The 19,198-nt window shown below is 61.0% G+C and carries 20 protein-coding genes; 8 read left to right on the top strand and 12 right to left on the bottom strand.

The annotated features are described in order from the left end of the window. The first annotated feature begins 46 nt into the window (after positions 1-46). Positions 47-1,216: an ROK family protein gene (locus ACFWXH_RS04410; protein WP_379117850.1), complete on the top strand. Its 1,170-nt coding sequence runs from the start codon at positions 47-49 to the stop codon at positions 1,214-1,216. 30 nt (positions 1,217-1,246) lie between these two features. Here ACFWXH_RS04410 and ACFWXH_RS04415 read toward each other — a convergent pair whose 3' ends face one another. Both ACFWXH_RS04415 and ACFWXH_RS04420 read right to left on the bottom strand, forming a co-directional pair. Beyond that, the gene (locus ACFWXH_RS04415; RefSeq protein WP_379117852.1) at positions 1,247-1,798 is read right to left on the bottom strand and encodes an NADPH-dependent FMN reductase; all 552 of its coding nucleotides are present in this window, start codon (positions 1,796-1,798) and stop codon (positions 1,247-1,249) included. 65 nt (positions 1,799-1,863) lie between these two features. Continuing rightward, positions 1,864-2,358 carry a DUF2938 domain-containing protein gene (locus tag ACFWXH_RS04420; RefSeq protein WP_379117854.1) on the bottom strand — a complete coding sequence of 165 codons (495 nt, stop codon included), beginning with the start codon at positions 2,356-2,358 and terminating at the stop codon, positions 1,864-1,866. A gap of 96 nt (positions 2,359-2,454) precedes the next feature. On the opposite strand from ACFWXH_RS04420, the gene ACFWXH_RS04425 reads away from it, so the two are divergent. Next, positions 2,455-3,135 carry an ArsR/SmtB family transcription factor gene (locus tag ACFWXH_RS04425; RefSeq protein WP_379117856.1) on the top strand — a complete coding sequence of 227 codons (681 nt, stop codon included), beginning with the start codon at positions 2,455-2,457 and terminating at the stop codon, positions 3,133-3,135. Positions 3,136-3,346: 211 nt separating this feature from the next. Here ACFWXH_RS04425 and ACFWXH_RS04430 read toward each other — a convergent pair whose 3' ends face one another. From ACFWXH_RS04430 to ACFWXH_RS04460, 7 genes are all read right to left on the bottom strand, one after another. Continuing rightward, positions 3,347-3,574 carry a hypothetical protein gene (locus ACFWXH_RS04430; protein WP_379117858.1) on the bottom strand — a complete coding sequence of 76 codons (228 nt, stop codon included), beginning with the start codon at positions 3,572-3,574 and terminating at the stop codon, positions 3,347-3,349. Between the two features lie 52 nt (positions 3,575-3,626). Next, a complete protein-coding gene (locus ACFWXH_RS04435) occupies positions 3,627-5,258 on the bottom strand; it encodes a trehalose-6-phosphate synthase (protein ID WP_379117860.1) in 1,632 nt (543 codons plus the stop codon). 265 nt (positions 5,259-5,523) lie between these two features. After that, positions 5,524-7,689: a glycogen debranching N-terminal domain-containing protein gene (locus tag ACFWXH_RS04440; RefSeq protein WP_379117862.1), complete on the bottom strand. Its 2,166-nt coding sequence runs from the start codon at positions 7,687-7,689 to the stop codon at positions 5,524-5,526. Further along, positions 7,686-8,783 (bottom strand): glycosyltransferase family 4 protein, encoded by a 1,098-nt coding sequence (locus ACFWXH_RS04445; RefSeq protein WP_379117864.1) that lies wholly within the window; start codon positions 8,781-8,783, stop codon positions 7,686-7,688. The genes ACFWXH_RS04440 and ACFWXH_RS04445 overlap by 4 nt, the downstream gene beginning before the upstream one ends. Before the next feature lie 156 nt (positions 8,784-8,939). Then, positions 8,940-9,662: an HAD family hydrolase gene (locus tag ACFWXH_RS04450; protein WP_379118962.1), complete on the bottom strand. Its 723-nt coding sequence runs from the start codon at positions 9,660-9,662 to the stop codon at positions 8,940-8,942. 109 nt (positions 9,663-9,771) lie between these two features. Then, complete coding sequence (locus ACFWXH_RS04455) at positions 9,772-10,149, bottom strand: phospholipid-binding protein (protein ID WP_379117866.1); 378 nt, start codon at positions 10,147-10,149, stop codon at positions 9,772-9,774. Positions 10,150-10,265: 116 nt separating this feature from the next. Then, complete coding sequence (locus ACFWXH_RS04460) at positions 10,266-10,613, bottom strand: hypothetical protein (RefSeq protein ID WP_379117868.1); 348 nt, start codon at positions 10,611-10,613, stop codon at positions 10,266-10,268. A gap of 298 nt (positions 10,614-10,911) precedes the next feature. Between ACFWXH_RS04460 and yghU the strand changes: the two genes are divergently transcribed. Then, positions 10,912-11,781, top strand: coding sequence for a glutathione-dependent disulfide-bond oxidoreductase (gene yghU / locus ACFWXH_RS04465; RefSeq protein WP_379117869.1), 870 nt, complete (start codon positions 10,912-10,914; stop codon positions 11,779-11,781). Between the two features lie 83 nt (positions 11,782-11,864). Here yghU and ACFWXH_RS04470 read toward each other — a convergent pair whose 3' ends face one another. Beyond that, entirely contained in the window at positions 11,865-12,662 is a 798-nt protein-coding gene (locus ACFWXH_RS04470) for an AraC family transcriptional regulator (RefSeq protein ID WP_379117871.1), read from the bottom strand. A gap of 170 nt (positions 12,663-12,832) precedes the next feature. On the opposite strand from ACFWXH_RS04470, the gene ACFWXH_RS04475 reads away from it, so the two are divergent. Beyond that, entirely contained in the window at positions 12,833-13,102 is a 270-nt protein-coding gene (locus ACFWXH_RS04475; protein ID WP_379117873.1) for a DUF1127 domain-containing protein, read from the top strand. Positions 13,103-13,165: 63 nt separating this feature from the next. Here ACFWXH_RS04475 and ACFWXH_RS04480 read toward each other — a convergent pair whose 3' ends face one another. Continuing rightward, a complete protein-coding gene (locus ACFWXH_RS04480) occupies positions 13,166-13,609 on the bottom strand; it encodes a hypothetical protein (protein WP_379117875.1) in 444 nt (147 codons plus the stop codon). A 583-nt stretch (positions 13,610-14,192) separates the two neighbouring features. After that, a complete protein-coding gene (locus ACFWXH_RS04485; RefSeq protein ID WP_379117877.1) occupies positions 14,193-15,080 on the bottom strand; it encodes a LysR substrate-binding domain-containing protein in 888 nt (295 codons plus the stop codon). 108 nt (positions 15,081-15,188) lie between these two features. On the opposite strand from ACFWXH_RS04485, the gene metC reads away from it, so the two are divergent. The 4 genes from metC (at position 15,189) to ACFWXH_RS04505 (ending at position 19,156) form a co-directional block, all read left to right on the top strand. After that, complete coding sequence (gene metC / locus ACFWXH_RS04490; protein WP_379117879.1) at positions 15,189-16,385, top strand: cystathionine beta-lyase; 1,197 nt, start codon at positions 15,189-15,191, stop codon at positions 16,383-16,385. A 161-nt stretch (positions 16,386-16,546) separates the two neighbouring features. Continuing rightward, positions 16,547-17,452 carry an ABC transporter substrate-binding protein gene (locus ACFWXH_RS04495; protein ID WP_379117881.1) on the top strand — a complete coding sequence of 302 codons (906 nt, stop codon included), beginning with the start codon at positions 16,547-16,549 and terminating at the stop codon, positions 17,450-17,452. 1 nt (position 17,453) lies between these two features. Continuing rightward, positions 17,454-18,380 carry an amino acid ABC transporter permease gene (locus ACFWXH_RS04500; RefSeq protein WP_379117883.1) on the top strand — a complete coding sequence of 309 codons (927 nt, stop codon included), beginning with the start codon at positions 17,454-17,456 and terminating at the stop codon, positions 18,378-18,380. Then, on the top strand, positions 18,380-19,156 hold the full coding sequence (locus tag ACFWXH_RS04505; RefSeq protein ID WP_379117885.1) for an amino acid ABC transporter ATP-binding protein: 777 nt from the start codon (positions 18,380-18,382) through the stop codon (positions 19,154-19,156). The genes ACFWXH_RS04500 and ACFWXH_RS04505 overlap by 1 nt, the downstream gene beginning before the upstream one ends. Positions 19,157-19,198 lie beyond the last annotated feature (42 nt).

A 19,198-nucleotide genomic window follows, 5' to 3' on the forward strand; every position in this document is an offset into this window, starting at 1 on the left:
TCATGCGCCAACTTCAGATTAAGTAATTGAATTAAAGAAGCTGGCCGTGACTCTCAAGGGCGATCAAAGCACGACACGGGCATTGAACCGGCGGCTGATTCTCAATTGCCTGCGCCGCGAGGGTGGGCTCAGCCGCGTTGAAATCTCCGCCATGACTGGGCTCAGCCCTGCGGCGGTGACCGGAGTCACCGCAGAACTCATCAACGAAGGTATGCTCGTTGAGGGGAAGGGGATGCAAAGCACCGGCGGGCGCAAGCCGATCCCCCTCAATATCGATTATCGGCAACACTGGTCAGTCGGCTTCAAGCTTACGCCCGACGGGGTAGAAGGTACACTGACGGATCTATCCACTCAGCCGATCGGCACATGCAAGGTGCCGTTATCCAGCTACGATCCCGCAACCGTCGCTGCTGCGGTGGAGAACGGCGTGGCAGCGCTGCTGCAAAAGCAGAACAGCAATTCGAATAAGCTTGTCGGCATCGGTGTCGCGATGCCGGGGCTGATCGATGTGAACCAGGGGCTTTGCCTTGAATTTCATGACTTCGGCTGGGACCATGTGCCGATTGCTGAACTGATAGCGGCACGCACCAGCGTCCCGGTGTGGGTGGACAATGACGTCAACGCTTTTGCGATCGCCCAGCAACTGTTCGGGTACGGGCGCACGCGTGGATCAGCACTGGTGCTTGTCATAAGCTCTGGTGTCGGGGCTGCGCTGATCTTCAATGGTCAGATTCATCGCGGCGCCCGCTTTGCGGCGGGTGAGATCGGCTTCCTGCGCCACGACAAGGGTAATTGGGTGACGAACGATCGGCTGAGCTGGAATCAGCGCCTTTCGGAGCCCGGGATCATAAGGGGATGGCAGGAGCTGCGAGGCAAAGGGCCGGGCAACGATTTGCAGGAAGCGGCCGCCAATGGCGATCCGCTGGCGGTAGTCTATCTCGGCAAGGTCGGACACGAAATCGGCGAGCGGCTGGTGAGTATGATCGACCTTGTCGATCCAGAAGTCGTCATCGTGGGTGGTGAAGCGGTCCGTTTCGGCAAGGCGCTGATCGATCCTCTCGCCAGGGCGATAAAGGAGAACTCCTTCGGAACGCCGCCGCCATTGGAAGTGGATTGGGACAATGATGTCTGGTTGCGTGGAGCGTCCGCGCTTGCCATCCAGAAGTTCTTCGATTTTGAAAGCGCCGCTGGGTATCAGCGAAAACTGGTCGGTTGATTGCCCGAGTGCCGACAAACCCACGCGGCTTCATTCCGACCGCAGCTCGTCGGCTGAGCGGATGACGAAGCGCTCCATATGGTGAAGCGCCATTCGCAGTTGAGATGAAAGCTCCGGATCTTGGGCAATTCCGGCCGCATCGAGACCACGCCCCAGCAAGGCCAAGGTGATCGACGCTTCTTCGATCAGGCGTGCCGACATCGTCTCCAGCGTTAGCCGCAAGGCCGCGTCAGCATGCGTCGACCTCTGCGAGGCGTTGATGACGGCAACGGGCTTGTCCGGAAATTCGAAGCAGCTGACCAGCCAGTCCAGCGCATTCTTCATGACGCCGGCGACGCCGCGCGCATATTCGGGGCTGCATATGAGCAGACCGTCGGCGCTGCCCACCGCTTCACGCAGCTTCAGCACTGGCGGAGGAGGCGTTTCCGTATCCAGGTCCGGATTGAAATACGGCAGCGCCTCCAGTCCGTCGAAGAGAATGATCTCCGTCATTTGCGGCGCGAGCAGTTTTGCTGCCTGGAGGACGGCAAGGTTGGAAGAGTTTGCGCGCAGGCTGCCGCAGATTGCCAGAATTTTCATCATTCCTCTCGCCCGCACGTGACATCCGCCCAGCGGATCGCCGGCGGGGGAATCGACGCAGCTTAGGCTTAAACCGAAGCCAGCAGCAGAGCAGAAAGGTAAAGCCCGACCCCGAAGGAGAAATGCGCCATCAGGCTGCGCAGGCGCGCGACGGCCGGCTTGGGCGTGCGCGAAGCCGCGATGCCAAAGCCGAAGGCCGGTTGCATCACGAAGAAAGGTGCGACGACTGTGACAAGACCGACTGCCAATGCCGGCAAGGGCGTCGGGTTTTGAATCCAGCCGGTTCCCGAAAGCGTCATCAGCAGGGCGGCGAAGACAATGCCGATGGCATAGTGCGCGCCCCATCCCACGACAGCTTCACCCCGAACAGTGGCAGCCTGTCCAATGTTCGCATGCACAAAGCGCCCCTGCTGGAAATATCCGATCCAACGCCCGACCCAGGCATAGTCAAGGGAAGGAATGCCGAAGACACGTTTCAGGAACAGCGCCCACAAATCCATCACCGCTGTCGCGCCCACGCCGATCGCGATGGCTCGCATGGCAAAATCCAAACCACTGCTCATTGTCCGCTCCCGGTACCGTGCTGTCGGCTACATAAAGCAGGATGGATTACCATTCAATAGATTGATTGAATGATTGAGCGATGGTAAGAGGTAATCATGACAGATAGTGACACCCATCATCCCATCTTCGACCTGTCGGCCGACATCGCCCGTACACTCGGGCATGCTCATCGCCTCATCCTGCTCAATCACATTGCCGAGGGCGAGAAAGCGGTCGAGCGGCTGACGGAATTGACCGGACTTGGCGTTGCCAATACCTCCCAGCATTTGCAGCACTTGAAACGCGCCGGACTTGTGCAGACCAGGCGGGACGGCAAGCGGGTGCTCTACCGCCTGGCAAGCGGACCGATCGAGATGGTGCTGGCCGCCTTGCGTAGCGTCGCGGAACACAACAACGCACAGCTGCGTGACTTGATTGAGGGCGGTTCAGCCAGTTCGTCCGATCGGCTGGAGAAAATTTCGCGCGAAGAACTCCTGCGCCGCATGCGCGAAGATTCCATTGTGCTGCTCGATGTGCGGCCGGTGGATGAGTTCGCAGCGGGTCGCCTGCCAGGTGCGATCAACATTCCGGTCGAGGAACTCGAACCGCGACTTGCCGAGCTACCGCGTGACAAGCTTGTCGTTGCCTATTGTGGAGGTGCCCGCTGCGTACTGTCGGCCGACGCACTGGCGATCCTGCACGCCCATGGCTGGGTTGCACGCCGTTTGGAGCATGGTTTTCCTGATTGGCTCGATGCCGGATTGGACGTTGAAGATGGGCACCACAGCTGTGCCTGACGATCGGCCTGCCTGAGCGATCGAACCGCCTTTTCCAGGAGATGGACTGCAGGTTCGCGAACGGACCTGAGGACTTTTGCATGGTTATGGCTAGGCTTTCGGTGTCTGTCGTCCTTGCCCGATCCAGCAGGCAGGGCGCATGTGCTGCCATGGCGGCGCAGACGGCTCGCGGTTGATTGGCTGTCACCTGGCAATCAACCCCGCAACGCGGCTATTGGCTCGGCTTCGGGCTGACGGGATGATCGCTCCGCGCGCTTTCCTTGGGTACGTGGGTATAGTCCGGCGTATTCGCGCCGTAGAGGTCGTTTTCGGCCATCTCGCGCCATTGGGCATCGGCGTCTTCCGGCGTCGATGCTTTTCGTCGTTGTCTCCTGTAACGCGTTTTGAGATGTCGTACCCAACGGGTCATCTGTGCGAACCGGCTGGCTGTATGTGACATTGGATCGCTCCTTTGATCTGCAGCATCTCTCCTGATGGATCACGCGGGAAGGTCATGTCATTGCCCGCCATCGCTCCGGCAGGCTGACGACATTGCTGGTTTCGATCGAGCTGGTTTCGACGGGTTCGGCGATTCCGCCGAGTTCGACTTCGGCGCGCTTGCGCAGCCGTGCAGCGTCCAGGAGCATGCTGCCGGCCCAGCGGTAGACATTGTTGTCGCGCACGATCTCGCGCATGCGTTGCATCCGATATTGCTGTTCGTCGGAACCCATCGTCAGCGCATAGAGCAGCGTTTCTCCCATCGTCGCAGCGTCGAACGGGTTGACGATCAGTGCCTCCAGCAATTCCTTTGAGGCGCCAGCGAACATGGAAAGTATCAACACGCCCTGTTCGTCGTCGCGTGCCGCGACGAACTCCTTGGCGACAAGGTTCATGCCATCGTGGAGACTCGTGACCATGCAGACATCGGCCGCGCGGTAGATTTCATAGACCTGCCGCTGCGTATGATGTTCCGCCACGAACAGCACGGGTGTGTAGCCGTCGTGACCGTAGCGCTGATTGATTTCTTCGGCGCAACGCTCGCATTCGCGATGCAGCCTTTCATAGTCCGGCAAGGTGCCGCGGCTCGGCGCCGCGATCTGCAGGAAGGTTACCTTGCCGATCCATTCGGGATGCCGGCTGAACAGCTCGCCCAATGCGCGGAAGCGATCGATGATCCCCTTCGTGTAGTCGAGCCTCTCCACGCCCACGCACAGCTTTACCCCGTCGGCAATGCCAAGCTGTCCACGGATGCGGTCGCGGCACTGCGCGACGGCCGGGACCTTACCCAATTGCGCCGGTGGCCATTCGATCGAAATCGGATAGGCGTGAACCAGGCTGGTTTGTCCCTGGTAGGAAATTGCGGCGTCCTCGCGTTCGATGCGGGTTTCCAGGAAACGGTCGACGCTCTCTATGAAATTGTTGCAGTGGAACTGGGTGTGGAAGCCGATGATGGAGCTGCCGAGCAACCCGTCCAGAATGCGTTCACGCCAGGGACAGATGCTGAAGACCTCGGAGTTCGGCCACGGAATGTGCCAGAAGGTGATGATGATCGCCTCCGGCAGTTGTTCCCGCAGCATGCGGGGCAGGAGCGCGAAATGGTAATCCTGGACAAGCACGATCGGCCGTTCGTTGCGGGCTTCGGCAACGACGGCATCGGCGAACTTACGGTTGACGGTCTCGTAGGTCTCCCAGTCCGCCGTCCGGAAGTTCGGACGTGTGAAGGCGATGTGGCAGAGCGGCCAGAGTCCCTCATTGGCAAAGCCCAGATAATAGCCCGCATGTTCTTCTTCGCTCAGCCAGACACGGCGAAGCGTGTAGGTTGGGTCATCAGGCGGTACCGCCACACGATCGTGTTCGTCCACGGTGAGGTGGTCTGCCGAGCCGCCGCCATAGGCGATCCAGGTGCCCGTGCAGGCGCGCGTGATCGGCTCAAGCGCCGAGACCAGCCCGCTGGCCGGGACAACCAACTCGACCTCATCGTCCTTGAGGTTGTGGATGTAAGGCTCGCGGTTGGAAACGACGATCACTTGTGCGTCAGGTAACTCGGTGGCGAGAATTTTGCGCAGCGTGTCCGGTGACCATTTGACCAGGGCCGCATCGGCCGAATGGCCGTTTTTTTCGAACTCCCGCAGCAGCGTTCGCATCGCGTCGGGGTTTGTTTCAGGGACAGGAGAGGCCGGTCTGGACCTCCAGGGTCGTATCAAGGCCGCCGCAAGGGCCACTCCCGCCAGACAAAAGGTCGCTAGAACCGCAAGCCACAGGGCTGGAAGCGAATGAACAAAATCGCTTGGTGTCATCAATGGTTCAGCTTCCGACCCGTCAGTCGGTTGCACCTCCAATGCTTCGAGAAAAAATTGCCTGCCTGGCAGGTACGGTGCCAACGCGGCTCTGGCACGTTGGTTCCGATTTTCAACTGCGCACGACCAGTGGCACGAGCCCTTCATGCTGATCGGCGAGGAATGCGCCAATGCGGTCGCCGACGCGTTGAAAGGTCAAATCCACCGCGACTGTTCCAACCTGGATATGACGAACCATCAGGTTGTCGATGCCGATGGGCAGGCGAGGACTGGTCACTTCGATTGAACCCGTCCATCCATCCACACGCAGGCCGAGACAGGCCTGCATCAGCATGAAAGCCGCTCCCGCCGACCACGCCTGCGGCAGGCAGGCAACCGGATAGGCGATCGGGGCTTCGCCAGGGGCGCGCGTAAAGCCGCAGAAAAGCTCGGGCAGCCGCATGTTGAAATGCACCGCTGCCTCGAACGTGCCGCTGGTGAGCCGCACCACGTCATCCCGGACGCCGTAGCGGGCAAGCCCCGCGGTGCAGATCGCGGTATCATGCGGCCAGATCGATCCGTTATGATAGGACATCGGATTGAAAAACACCGCATCGTCGGCCAGCGTTCGCAGACCCCAACCGGAATGGAAGGAAGCCGACAGCAGTTGGTCGGCCACCTTTGCAGCTCGTTCCGCACTCGGAAGCCCGACATAGAGCAGGTGTCCTGCGTTGGACGTGCGCACCCGGCATGGCTCGCCATCGCCATCCAGGGCAAGGGCATAGTAATCGAGGTCGTCCATCCAGAACCGCTCCTCCACCCGTTCGCGGAGGGCCTGTGCGAGATGGTTCCATTCCGCCGCCTGTTCCTGTTCATCGCGACGCTCGGCAAGCCCCGCCAATCCTTGCAGCGCCGCAAAGACGTATCCTTGCACCTCCACCAAGGCGATCGGGCCCTTGGGAATACGCCCGTCCGCATGGAAGACCGAATCGAAACTGTCCTTCCACCCCTGATTGGCGAGGCCGGAGGCGGCGGCCCGCTGATAGGTCACGAAACCCGAGGTCTGGGACGCTTCGATCATCCAGTCGGCGGCGGCGCGCAGCGAGGGCCACAGCCGGTCTATGAAGTCCATGTCGCCGGTTCTGTCGGCATATGAGCAGGCGAGCAGGATATAGAGCGGTGTCGTGTCGACGCCGCCATAGTAGCGGCCGAAGGGCAACTCGCTGAGTGCCACCATTTCGCCCTTGCGGGTCTCGTGCATGATCTTGCCCGGCTGGGCATCGCTGAATGGCGATGTCTCCGTGGCCTGGTGCTGAGCAAGAAAGGCCAGCACACCGCGGGCCAAGCCAGGATTGAGCCAAAGCATCTGCAATGCCGACACCACGCCGTCGCGGCCGAAGGCCGTCGAGAACCACGGGATGCCGGCATAAGGATAGGGCCCGGTTTCGAGTTCCGTGGTCAGAAGCGCGACGTCGGCGCGCGCACGGCTGGTCCAGTCGTTGAACACCCGGCCTGAACTGTGAACCGTCGCGCCATGGCGGCGTTTGGCGCGCATGGCGAAACGGGCGCGGGCAGCGGCCGCCCGAAACCGTTCGCGGTCCGGTGCCGCAACATCGGTCCCGACTTCCACGTACAGTGTCTGCTTGCCGCGCTTCGCGATCGTCAGGAAGAAATCTGCCTGATCCGGCATCAACTGGTCCGGCATCTGCGAGAACGAGATCGCCGAGACGCGCTCGACATCGTCGAGACCCTGATAGCGCAGAACGATGGAATTCTGCCCGGCCTCAGCGAGATGCGCGGTGCCGCGCTTTTGCCGGATCGATCCCCGAACTTCGAACATGTCGCGAAAATCGGCGGCAAACCTGAGCGACAACATGACAGCGGACTGTTCCTGACCATAGTTGGAAAGCGTCAGTCGCTCGTAGAGCCTGTCTTCCCAGATCAGCCGTACCCGTTCGATATGGATCGCTCCTTGACGGATCTCCTTGCCGTCAATGGCTTTCATCGGCAGATTCGTCAGGTTGGTGGAAAAGAGCACGTTATCCTGGCTGAGCGAGGCTCCAAGCAGGGAGGTCGAGCGTCCGCCCACTGTCAGGCGAAACTCCGACAGCATGCGCATGTCGTCGCGGAAGAACCCGTCACCGACACCACGTATGTCGCCATAGGCGTCGGCAACGGCAAAACTGTCGCCATGCTTCAAGGCGTACAGGCGGTGCGGCTCTCTCGGCGCCGCCTCATCCAGCGAAGCCAGGGCAATGGCCGGATCGAGCTTGTGCTCGTCGAGCGGTACTGTGTTCAATGGAACGCTCCGAGGAGGTTTTCTTGATTGGAAGCGCGGCGTGCGGTCGCTGCCGGAGAGCCGAGCAACCGCCGATAGGCGGCCACGTAGTCTCGCGCCATGCGTGATGCTGAAAAGCGCTCCTCGAAGGTGGCGCGGACGCGACGCCGGTCAAGCGACAACAAATCCGGCATGGTGGTGATCGCATCCTCCATGCTCTCCACCAGAATCCCGGTGACGCCATAATCGATGACTTCCGGCATGGCACCGCAGCTCCACGCCATCACCGGCGTGCCACAGGCCATTGCTTCGATGACCGCCAGCCCGAACGGCTCGGGCCAATCGATGGGAAACAGCAAGCCTGCTGCATTGCCGAGAAATTCGTTTTTGCTGCGCTCCGGGATTTCACCGACATATTCGATCTGATCGCCGTCGATCAGCGGCTCGACAACTTCATGGAAGTAGGCACGATCGCCGTCGCCGATCTTGGCCGCCAGCTTCAGCTTGAGCCCGGTGCGGCGGGCGATCTCGATGGCCCGATCCGGTCGTTTGTCCCGCGAGAGCCTGCCGAGGAAAGCCAGATAGGTCCCATTCGCGCCGGCCTCTGAATCGAGCGTATAGAGTTGCGGCGGGATGCCGTGATGGATGGTGGCGAGCCAGTTGGCATCGGGCAGGGCGGTTTTCTGGCTTTGCGAGATCGAGATCATCGGGAACTGCGAAAAACGCGCATAGGCGGGAGCCAGATCCGCATAGTCCAGCCTGCCGTGCGGCGTCGTCACGGTGCGCTCCGGCATGTCGTTGAAGAACGGAAAATGCTGGAAGTGGCTGATGTGGAAATGGATGACGTCGAACTCGTCGGCTCGCGCCCTGACATCGTGCAGCATGGACAGATGGGCGGCGATTTCCGATTTGAGCGGCTGAGGATCGAGCCTCAGTGCCCGCTCACGTCCCGGCACGAGTGTTGCCGAGGTTTTCGCATCGCCGGCCGCAAACAGGGTCACCTCGTGGCCGAGTTCGACAAGCGCTTCGGTGAGGTAGGAAATGATGCGCTCGGTACCGCCGTAGAGCTGTGGGGGAACGGACTCGAAAAGCGGTGCGACATGGGCAATTTTCATGGCCCGGCAGTCCTCCTATGGGTCGGTGATGAAAATCCAAATGCATCAGCGCGGGGATCGTTCCGACAGAAATGCAGCGCCGGGATGCCAGGATTTGCGCCGCAGGCGCTGATGCCGGCTTGTTGGACGTCGCAAAGCGGCCCCGCCGAGTGGCAATCAGCCTCTGGCTATTTTTCCAATCGCGACATCGTTTTTCGATGCATCCGCGATCGCGATATCGCCACGCAGGATATCGTCGATGATTTCCGCGACACCGTCCCCCGCGGGGGCGAGGGTTACTCGATCCGCTGTTTTCTTGAGGCTGGGCAGTGCGTTGGCAACTGCAGCACCGAAGCCTGCCCTGCGCAGGAAATCATGGTCGTTTTCGGCATCGCCGATCGCCACGACGCCGTCGACCGGCAGACCGAGCTCGTCCAACGCTGCCATCAGGCCGGTCGCCTTGTTGATGCCACTTGGCAGCACCATGACCGCACCCTTGTTGAAGATGATTTCGAGTTCGAGGCCTTGGCGCCGGATTTCATCGAGGACGATCATTTCGTTCGGAACCAGCGTGCCGATCACGGATCGGCCGACAAGCAGCGGATCGACGCCGCGCTTCCGCAAGCTTTCGACGAAGGCCGGCGGAGGAGCGGGAGCAAGCAGCCGCTGCTCTTCTGTCGCCGGATCATGCAGGACAGCGCCGTTCTCCGCCACGACCCTGTCGAAAATGCCGAGCTTGGGGAAAACCTGCTTGAGATCGGGCAATTGCCGGCCGGACACCAGGATGAGTTTGCGGTGGCTTTCTTTCAGTTTCTGCAGCGAGGCAAAAGTTGTCGCCGAGACCAGGCCTTCTTCTGCAAGGGTTTCATCATAGTCAGTGGCAAGCGCCGTCACATCCATCAAGAGACCTCTCCTTTCGGTTCGGTTTCTCAACTATGCCGGCGCGGTATTGTTCCCTGTGTCGTGAGAGAACGGGGACGGGCCGGCAGCGCCCCGGCGAATTGCGGCTTCAGGGAAAGCTTCTTTCGGCCTTGGCAGTGCTCAGAAGCGTGCCGCTGGCATCGAGCGCCTGCAACGAGAGCTGATAGTGATGCGGTTGAGACGGATCGGGCGGGCAGGGGCCTTTATAGGTGAAGGCGCCATAAGGCAGCGTTTCCTGACCGTTGAACGCGACATCGCCGCCACCGTGGTTGAAATCGGCCGCATCGAGGTCCGTCAGCTTGAAGCGCAGCGTCACTGTCCCCTGGGGGACGTCGGCAACGGTTATCGGCGGCGAGTTGGGGTCGAAGCATTGCTTCGTCGGTCCCCAGCCAAATCCAAGTCCCATATTCGCGAATGCAGGCGAGACCGTCGTCAGCAGCAATCCGAATACCAACGCAGCACGCATCCTGGCCTCCCGCGCGTCACCAGCCCTTGTCGAGCCAAGGCGGCGACGATCATCGGCAAAACTGCTGGGGGCGTGCGCAGGTTCCCCCCTGTTCGTGCACATAAGCGTGAGTGGATTCAGGCGCGGAGGGCCAGCGGTTCTTCCAGTGTGTAGATCAAACCTGGTTGGACGATCCATTCGCCGGGGCGAAGATTTTCCACGGCGAATCTGCCGGCGCGGGTGCGTGGCATGACACCGGTGAATCGATAGCGTTTTCCATCCTGATCGATGACGGCCTCGCGGATCGGCTTGCCCGCAAGATGCCCAACCACCGGACCGTCCGACCGCAGATTGGCGAGGATGAAATACTCGGTCGGTATGGCGTTTGTTCTGGTCAGAAACCGGAACTGGGAGACGGGTTTGAGCATGGGCAAGGTCACGGCATTCTGGCCGGGGCCGCAGCGATCCAATGCTGCGTCGGCCATCTGGAGATCTTTGCTCAATAGGCCTCGCCGGCATCAAAATTCGATTGGGGATTTGTCCGGTGCAGGTCAAGAAAACATCAGGGTCGGTGGTTCGACTGTCCCTGACAGGAGAAGCCAGGCGATGTAACCGAAACGCTGCAACTGCATAGGCTGCCCAATGAAGAAAACCGTTGCGCAGACCGGCTTGGTTTTGGAACAAAGTCTGCCTGTCAAAGGTCTTCTTCGGCGCTTATGTAACTGATCCGCGAGGATGGCTGCTCATCGGTCTGCCATCCGCCGATCCGATGGGAGCCCGACGATGTCAGAACAATCCGCATACACGCCGCCGAAAGTCTGGACCTGGAACAAGGCCAATGGCGGTGCCTTCGCAAGCACCAACCGGCCGATCGCCGGACCGACGCACGACAAGGAACTGCCCATCGGCAAGCATCCGCTGCAGCTTTATTCGCTAGGCACCCCCAACGGGGTAAAAGTAACGGTGATGCTCGAGGAGTTGCTGGCAGCCGGCCACGGCGGCGCCGAGTACGATGCCTGGCTGATCAAGATCGACGGCGAACAGTTCGGTTCCGGTTTCGTCGACGTCAATCCCAATTCAAAGATCCCGGCGCTGGTGGACCGCAGCGGCAAGGAGCCGATTCGGGTGTTCGAGTCCGGCGCCATCCTCGTCTACCTGGCCGAGAAGTTCGGCGCGTTCCTGCCGACCGAACAGCCCGCGCGCGCCGAGACATTGTCCTGGCTGTTCTGGCAGATGGGGGCAACGCCTTTCGTCGGTGGCGGTTTCGGTCATTTCTACGCCTATGCGCCGGAGAAGATCGAATATGCGATCGACCGCTACGCCATGGAGACGAAGCGGCAACTGCACGTGCTCGAACGACAACTGGCTGAAACCGAATATGTGGCGGGCAGCGAATACACTATCGCCGACATGGCGATCTGGCCGTGGTACGGCGGCATGGTGAAGGGCTGGAACTATGGCGCAGCCGAATTCCTTGCCGTGCATGAATACAAGAATGTGCTGCGCTGGGCCGACCAGCTCTATGCGCGACCGGCTGTGAAGCGGGGGCGCATGGTCAACCGCGTTTCCGGCGATCCGGCCGGCCAACTGCGCGAGCGCCACGATGCCAGCGACTTCGAGACGAACACGCAGGACAAGGTGGCGGCGGAATAAGGGCATCGTATTTTGGCCGCCCAGAACCGATTTCCTGATGCCGCGCGGCGGAGAGGCCGGAATCTGGGTGCATGAATCTCGATTTATGACCCGTCATCGAAATAGCGTCCGGGCGTAACGCCGAAGGCCTTGCGGAAACCAGCGACAAAAGCGCTCGGCTGCTCATAACCCAACCGCTCCGCGATCTCGCCGACAGGCAGGCCGAGCGACAGCCATTCCACGGCTTTCATGAGCCTGGCCTGCTGTCGCCAGGCGCGAAAGCTCATGTCTGTTTCGGCGCGGAAATGGCGTTCGAAAGACCGCTCGGAGAGTGCGGCCTTCCTCGCGATCTCGGTGAGGCTCTCTGTCAATGATGGGTCGGCGGCAAGCGCGCCGACAGCGCGGCGCAGGCGGGTGGAAACAGGCATCGGCAAATGCAGTGGTGCCGCAGGCTCCGTTGCCAGCTGGTCGAGGATGACGGCGCCGATGCGCGCCGCCGGGCCTTTAATTGCTGCCTCTCGGTCATATCCCAGGAAGGCCACGATCAACTCACGCAGCAATGGCGACAGGCGGATGACCGCGGGCACGATTGGCAGATGTTCCACCGCTTCCGGGCGGAAGAACAAGAAACGCTGCGCGGTGTCCTGCAGGTAGGTCACAGCGTGGTCGACATCGCATGGTATCCAGACCGCCCGCTCCGGCGGCGCCACGAAGGTGCCACGCTCGGTTTCCACGGTGACCGCACCCGAGACGATGTGGAAGAGCTGCGCGCGGCGATGATGATGCCGGTCGTAATGCGTGCCTTTCTGGATCGCGCCGTCATAGCCGACGATTGCTGCCGGATAGTCCTGATCTGCCGTCAGGCTGAGATCGGGATGGATGTGGTTGTCCGGATGGATCATCTGGCGGTTCGCAAACATAAGTCGGCGATATGACGATAACACGAAAATGCCGATCGCGGTAACATCGGTATGAAATCGATCACGCGCGGCAAGAAACCAGCCGCCGAACCCTGGTTCGGCGGAAAGGTCGGCCTTTGCGCAACGATCGATGCTCTACAAAAGAGGCGATCATGAATTTCGCGAGCACACAGAACAGGGGCCTGTTCAGATGGACCCTTCGAGCGCAGGGCAGACTGAAAGGACAAGGCGCCTGGGCTGCCGGGCTGGTCGCTGTTGGCGCCGGCTTCGCAGCCTCGATACGGCGCTGGCGCGCGGTGCACCGCACCCGCAAGAGCCTTTCCGGACTTGACGACAAGGCGCTGGCCGATCTTGGCCTCTATCGCGACCAGATCGGGCTGGTGGCGCGCCGCGGGCGCTTACCGCAATGGGATGAGATGTAGCGCAGTTTTAGATCGACTATGCGGACCGGCCGCAAGGCCGGTCCGCTGGTCTTGTCGTCACGTTCAGATATTCGCGGTCTCGATCACGCCCAGGGATCGGTCGATCGCCTTGTTGAGGGATTGGCCAAGGGATGTGTCACCGAATTCCGAAACACTGACCGCGATCCGGGCAGCAAAGCCGAGGTGGAACTCGACGAGCCATTCGGGATGCGGTTCCGGCTCCGGGACAGGGCCCAGCCACGGAGGAAGCTTGATCTTTTTCGGCCGCGTCGGGCACCAGTCGTCGAGATCATCGAAAACCTGTTTCAGATCGAGGGCCCCTCTGTCGGCCAGCCAGGCAGACCGGATGAACTCGGCTGCCACGGCTGCGCCCAGATGCCCCGGCGGTAATGGTTGCGGGTTGAGCGCGACATGCGACAGCCAGCCCTGCGGTCCTCGCGGGATGACGTCATAAATGGCGGGAAAGCGTTTGCCGATAATGGCGAGCAGTTTGGCATTCAGTTTCATCGGAACCTCCTACCGCGAGCGGCATACGCGCTGACTTGGTGTTGGGGGCGGGGACCGTGGTCCACGTCTGGCCGCGCGGGGGACAATGCAGGGCAGCAAAAGCGTCATCTATGAACGGCATTACACAGCGCGGATGAAATTCGGCGCTGACCTTGCCGGCGGATCGACGCCTGTCAGGGGAGGGCGATCAGGAAATTGAGGTCGAGGGTGCGCCGGTTGTTCGCCACACCCTTGAAACGAAAACCCCGCCGATGGCGGGGTTCCGATTGAGACGGGCTCTTATTGCACCGGTGCCGGTTGTGGCGTCGCCGTTGGTGCTGGCGTAGTCATCGTGCTCGGCGGAGGTGCGACTGTGGCGGATGGCGTCTGCGTGGTTTGCGAATCCGTCTGGCTGCATGCGGCAAGCGCAAATGTCACGATTCCTAGCGCTGCAAGAAGGCGGGGTTTGGAGGTCATTATCATCCCTTCGACTACGCCCCCACGGGTGCGCATCATCGGGACTGAGCCCCCGAGGTCAACATTTGCGCGATCAAAGGTTCTTACGGAGTGTAAGACGGGAGCTTCGACAGGGGCAACTCTCTCGCTAATTTCGACGCGCGTCGGCGAGTTTTGACCGTTCTTTCGTCAACGCGTCGGCCATTTCGGCGACGATTCTCGACCTTTTCTGGTTGGGAAACAGCATAAGTGTTCGAAAGCTGACGGATGGCACCAAAGGCCGCAACGTGACGCCACGTTCGATGTAACCCGTGGCCGTCACGGGATCGACGATGCCGCAGCCCAGCCCAGCCAGAACCAATGCACAGACGGTGGACGAATAAGCGGTCTCCACGACCACCTGGGGTGCCACGCCATACTTCGCGAATATGGCTTCGGCTTCGTGGCGGGTCGTGTCCTCGGGTGCCAGTGCGACAAAGGGCAGGCGATCAAGATCGGCGGGATGCACGACGTCCTTCTGTGCCAGCGGATGCCCAGGAGGAATGGCCAGAGTCGCAGGGATTTCCGCAAACGGGATCGCTTCCAGGCCGTTGGTGTCGATCTCGTCCGCGGTGATCGCGATGTCGAGCTGATTCGCAGCGATCATGTCACGGATGGAGGACGACCCGCTCACATAGAACGAGACCGCAACCTTGGGATTCCGCTGGCGGAACCTGGCTATGGCGCTCGGCAGCAAATTCGTGCTGAAGGCCGACAGGCAAGCCACACGGATGTCGCCCGAGCCATAGTCGCGAATGCGGGCCGCGGCACTTCGCAGCTTGGCCAGGCCTGCCAGCGATATCTGAACCTCGCGGAAGAAAAGCTGGCCCTCGGCCGAAGGGATCATTCGCCCTTTTTCCCTGTCGAAAAGCCTGAACCCGATGGAGCGCTCCAGCGCCATGATCGCCTTGCTGACCGCAGGTTGGGACATGCCGAGAATCTCAGCGGCCCGAGAGGTGGTGCCGTAGGTCATGACGGCCTGATAGGTTTCGATCAACCGAACATCCATGGAGTCTATAACCAAACAGAATTGAATACCGATACTTTGATATTGGACAGAATACACCCATGCGTGTCAACTCTGGCTCAACAGGAGACGAGTGGCATGCATGATGAGACAAGGTCGGTATCGAAGGTCTCTGTCAGCCTGACTGGCTATGACAGCCTGACCGTGCCGATTCACCGTGCCTCGACGATCCGCTATCCGAACGCGGCATCCTTTGCCGCTCGCTTCGAGCGCGACGCGGACGGATATGTCTATGGGCTCTATGGCACGCCCACGCACCGCTATCTCGAGAAGAAGATCACGGAACTCGAAGAAGGCGCCCGCACCGTGCTGGCACCTTCCGGGCAGGCCGCGGTCACCTGTGCCATGCTCGCTCTCGTAGAGTCGGGCGAAAGGATCCTGATACCCGATACCGTCTATGGCCCCGTACGCGATTTTGCCACGCATGAGCTCTCGGCGCTTGGGATAGAGGCGGTCTTCTATGATCCCCTCGACCTGCAGGAGCTTGAGGGACTCATCAATTCCCGGACGCGGCTGGTCTGGACCGAGTCTCCAGGCTCCGTCACCCTGGAAATGCAGGACATCCCGGCGATCGTCAGAATGGCGCATGCCAGGGGAGCTCTCGTTGGCTGCGACAACACCTGGGCTTCGCCGCTCAACTTCAAGCCATTGCGCCATGGCGTGGATGTCGTGGTGGAAGCCCTCAGCAAACATTTTTCGGGCCACTCCGATCTCATCCTGGGTTCGGTGACGGCCAGGGACGATACCCTGGGCTTGAAGCTCAAGGCTGCCTTCGGACGGTTGGGGGTCGGCACTTCACCCGACGACTGCGCGCTCGCTGCTCGCGGCATCGAAACGCTGGCGCTTCGTCTCCAGCGTTCCAGCGTTTCCGGGCTGCAGATCGCTGCGTGGCTCGCGGAACATCCCTGCGTGGAGACCGTGATCCATCCGGCGCTGCCCGACAATCCTGGCCACGGGATCTGGAAACGCGATTTCAGCGGCGCTTGCGGCGTGTTCACGTTCACGCTCAGGGAGCAACATGCGGATCGGGCCTTTTCTGCGCTCGATGCCCTGGAATTGATCTCCATCGGAGCCTCGTGGGGAGGAACCAAAAGCCTGATTGCTCCGACCTCGGTGAAGGCATTGCGCACCGTGCGACCCTGGATAGGACCGGACTACCTGTTCCGCCTGAATATCGGCGTCGAACATCCGGCCGATCTCAAGGCTGATCTCGAACGCTTCTTCACAGCGTTGACCTTGGAACCTGCGGCTGTCCCGCACAAGGCCGCCGGCTGACGTGCTCGATAACTTCGACGAATAGAATCGATGAAAGGCAATATTGGACGGAATGCAAGATGCCTTCTTATATGGCGCTGCCGGATGGAGAGCGGGCCGTCCTCGGTAATCTTCAAGGTCACGGAAAAGAGTGACCGGGATAGAACAATGGGAGAGTTTACATGTTTGGAAAGTCTAGCTGGACTGTAGCGACGCCGGGGACAACGCTTCTCGCCCTGTTGGCGCTGGGTTGCGCCGCTTCGGCGCAGGCGTTCGATGTATCGCGTATCGAGGTCGACAAGGAACTCGCGGCAAGAGTGCCTGACAAGGTCCGTCAGGCCGGCGTGCTCGTCGGCGGATCGGACAACGACTATGCGCCATGGGAGTACCTGGCGGGTGCCGACGGTCAGACCCCGGAAGGCATCGACATCGACATCGGCAACGCCATCGCCGCCAGGCTGGGCCTGAAGTACGAATCCCGGACCGCGCAGTTCACCACCATCCTGCCGGCGCTGGGCACCAACTACGACATCGGCATGTCGGCTTTCTCGATCACCGAAGAACGCAAGAAGGTCGTCAATTTCGTTTCCTATGCCGAGACGGGCAATGAGTGGGTGATCAAGGCGGGCAACCCGACCGGTTTCGATCCGAAGAACGTCTGCGGTCGCCAGATCGCGGTACAAAGCGGCAGCCGACACGAGGAGAAACTCATGGAGGTCAACAAGGCATGCACCGACGGGGGCGGCAAGGAGATGGCCATTCTGCCTTTCAAGACGCAGACAGAAGCCGTCACCCGTGTGGCCACCGGCGGTGCCGACGCGACGATCACAGGCAGTGCCACGGCGCTTTATGCGGCATTCAAATCCAACAAGACGCTGGAAACCATCCGGCCGGTCGGCGACGAGCTCAATGTGCGCGGTCTCAATGGCATCGCGATAGCCAAGAAGGACACGGCGCTGACCGAAGTCATATCCGACACGTTGACGACCTTGATCAAGGACGGCACCTACAACGCCATCCTGGACTCCTGGGGCATGGGCGCGGTCGGTGTTCAGAAAGCCGAGATCAATCCGGCATCGGATCACTGAGGTGGGTGGCAACGACGTCAAACTGGTGGCGGACCGCCGCCAGTCGGATCCGGCCAGCGGTCGGAAGGAAGACGTGGTTCGCAACCAGGTGGTGCCAAGGCGCCATCCGGGGCGCTGGGTGGCCGTCATTCTTATCCTGATCTTCGCGGTGCAGGCTGCGCATGGCGTGGCAACGAATCCCAATTTCCATTGGGGTACCTATTACGAGTACATCTTCTCGCCCTTCGTGATGCGCGGCGTCGGCTGGACGCTGCTGCTGACCGTCGTCGCCATGGCGGTCGCGATACCGCTGGCCCTGGCTCTTGTTGTGATGCGCGAGAGCGGAAATCCCATCCTCAGAAGCGCTGCCTGGTGTTGGGTGTGGTTCTTTCGGGGAACGCCGGTCTACACGCAGCTCGCATTCTGGGGCCTGTTCGCGGTGCTGTTTCCGCGCATTACGCTTTCCGTGCCCTTCGGCCCGGAACTGATCAGTGTCGACAGCCGCTGGATCGTCACTCCGGCGGTCGCCGCCATTGTCGGACTGGGCTTCAACGAGAGCGCATATCTCGCCGAGATATTCAGGGCCGGCTTCCGCGCCATAGACCGCGGGCAGACGGAGGCAGCGCAGGCCATCGGCATGTCGCAGGCCAAGATCTGGACCCGGATCCTGATCCCTCAGGCCATGCGGACCATCATCCCCCCGACGGGCAACGAAACCATCGGCATGCTGAAGATGACGTCGCTGGTGCTGGCCGTGCCATTCACCCTTGACCTGATGTTCGCGACCAACGCCATCGCCAACCGCACCTATCTGCCGGTGCCGCTGCTTCTGGTCGCCGCCTCGTGGTATCTGGTCATTACCTCTGTGCTGATGGTCGGGCAGTATTATCTCGAGCGCTATTATGGCCGCGGCCACGACGTGGTCGTCGTCAAGGGAGGGCCGAACTGATGCATGGGATATCAGTCGCACCCGCCGTTGAACTTCTTGGCATCCACAAGTTCTACGGAGATTTTCACGCCTTGCGTGGCGTGGACCTCAGCATCGCCAGAGGCGAGGTCTGCGTCGCCATCGGCCCGTCCGGATCGGGGAAATCCACCTTGCTGCGTTGCATAAACCAGCTCGAGATGATTTCGGCCGGTCAGGTCCGCCTGAGTGGTGTTCTTCAGGGATACCGGGAGCTCGATGGCAGGTTGCATGAACTGTCGCAGCGCCAGATTTCCGAACAGCGCCGTCGTACAGGCATGGTCTTCCAGCGCTTCAATCTGTTTCCGCACATGACCGCGCTTCAGAACGTGATCGAGGGACCGGTGCAAGTGAGACGTCAGCCCGGAAGGCAGGCGAGGGAGCGCGGGATGGCCCTGCTGGAGCGCGTGGGCCTGGCTGGCCTCGGAGATCGTTATCCAAACCAGCTTTCCGGTGGCCAGCAGCAGCGCGTGGCCATCGCCCGCGCCCTGGCAATGGACCCGGAGGTCATGCTGTTCGACGAGCCCACCTCCGCGCTCGATCCGGAACTGGTTGGCGAGGTGCTCGACGTCATCAAAGATCTGGCGCGCGCCGGCATGACGATGATGCTGGTGACGCATGAGATCGGGTTCGCCAGGGAAGTCGCCGATCATCTCATCTTCATGGACAACGGCGTGGTGGTCGAGAGCGGCAAGCCGCAGGACATCCTCACCAACGCGCGGGAGGCCCGCACTCAAGCCTTCCTCTCCAAGGTCCTCTAATCGGCACGCCGTCCATTTCCGTCATGCCCGTCAATCGGGGAG

This window comes from Mesorhizobium sp. NPDC059054 (genome assembly GCF_042739215.1).
In the GTDB taxonomy this organism is placed as follows: Bacteria; Pseudomonadota; Alphaproteobacteria; order Rhizobiales; family Rhizobiaceae; genus Mesorhizobium.

Coding starts and splice junctions, on each gene's coding strand:
- ACFWXH_RS04415 (WP_379117852.1), bottom strand. CDS start 1,798: ATGATGAAAATTCTGGCAATCTGCGGCAGCCTGCGCGCAAACTCTTCC.
- ACFWXH_RS04420 (WP_379117854.1), bottom strand. CDS start 2,358: ATGAGCAGTGGTTTGGATTTTGCCATGCGAGCCATCGCGATCGGCGTG.
- ACFWXH_RS04425 (WP_379117856.1), top strand. CDS start 2,455: ATGACAGATAGTGACACCCATCATCCCATCTTCGACCTGTCGGCCGAC.
- ACFWXH_RS04430 (WP_379117858.1), bottom strand. CDS start 3,574: ATGTCACATACAGCCAGCCGGTTCGCACAGATGACCCGTTGGGTACGA.
- ACFWXH_RS04435 (WP_379117860.1), bottom strand. CDS start 5,258: ATGCGAACGCTGCTGCGGGAGTTCGAAAAAAACGGCCATTCGGCCGAT.
- ACFWXH_RS04445 (WP_379117864.1), bottom strand. CDS start 8,783: ATGAAAATTGCCCATGTCGCACCGCTTTTCGAGTCCGTTCCCCCACAG.
- ACFWXH_RS04450 (WP_379118962.1), bottom strand. CDS start 9,662: ATGGATGTGACGGCGCTTGCCACTGACTATGATGAAACCCTTGCAGAA.
- ACFWXH_RS04455 (WP_379117866.1), bottom strand. CDS start 10,149: ATGCGTGCTGCGTTGGTATTCGGATTGCTGCTGACGACGGTCTCGCCT.
- ACFWXH_RS04460 (WP_379117868.1), bottom strand. CDS start 10,613: ATGGCCGACGCAGCATTGGATCGCTGCGGCCCCGGCCAGAATGCCGTG.
- yghU (WP_379117869.1), top strand. CDS start 10,912: ATGTCAGAACAATCCGCATACACGCCGCCGAAAGTCTGGACCTGGAAC.
- ACFWXH_RS04470 (WP_379117871.1), bottom strand. CDS start 12,662: ATGATCCATCCGGACAACCACATCCATCCCGATCTCAGCCTGACGGCA.
- ACFWXH_RS04475 (WP_379117873.1), top strand. CDS start 12,833: ATGAATTTCGCGAGCACACAGAACAGGGGCCTGTTCAGATGGACCCTT.
- ACFWXH_RS04480 (WP_379117875.1), bottom strand. CDS start 13,609: ATGAAACTGAATGCCAAACTGCTCGCCATTATCGGCAAACGCTTTCCC.
- metC (WP_379117879.1), top strand. CDS start 15,189: ATGCATGATGAGACAAGGTCGGTATCGAAGGTCTCTGTCAGCCTGACT.
- ACFWXH_RS04495 (WP_379117881.1), top strand. CDS start 16,547: ATGTTTGGAAAGTCTAGCTGGACTGTAGCGACGCCGGGGACAACGCTT.
- ACFWXH_RS04505 (WP_379117885.1), top strand. CDS start 18,380: ATGCATGGGATATCAGTCGCACCCGCCGTTGAACTTCTTGGCATCCAC.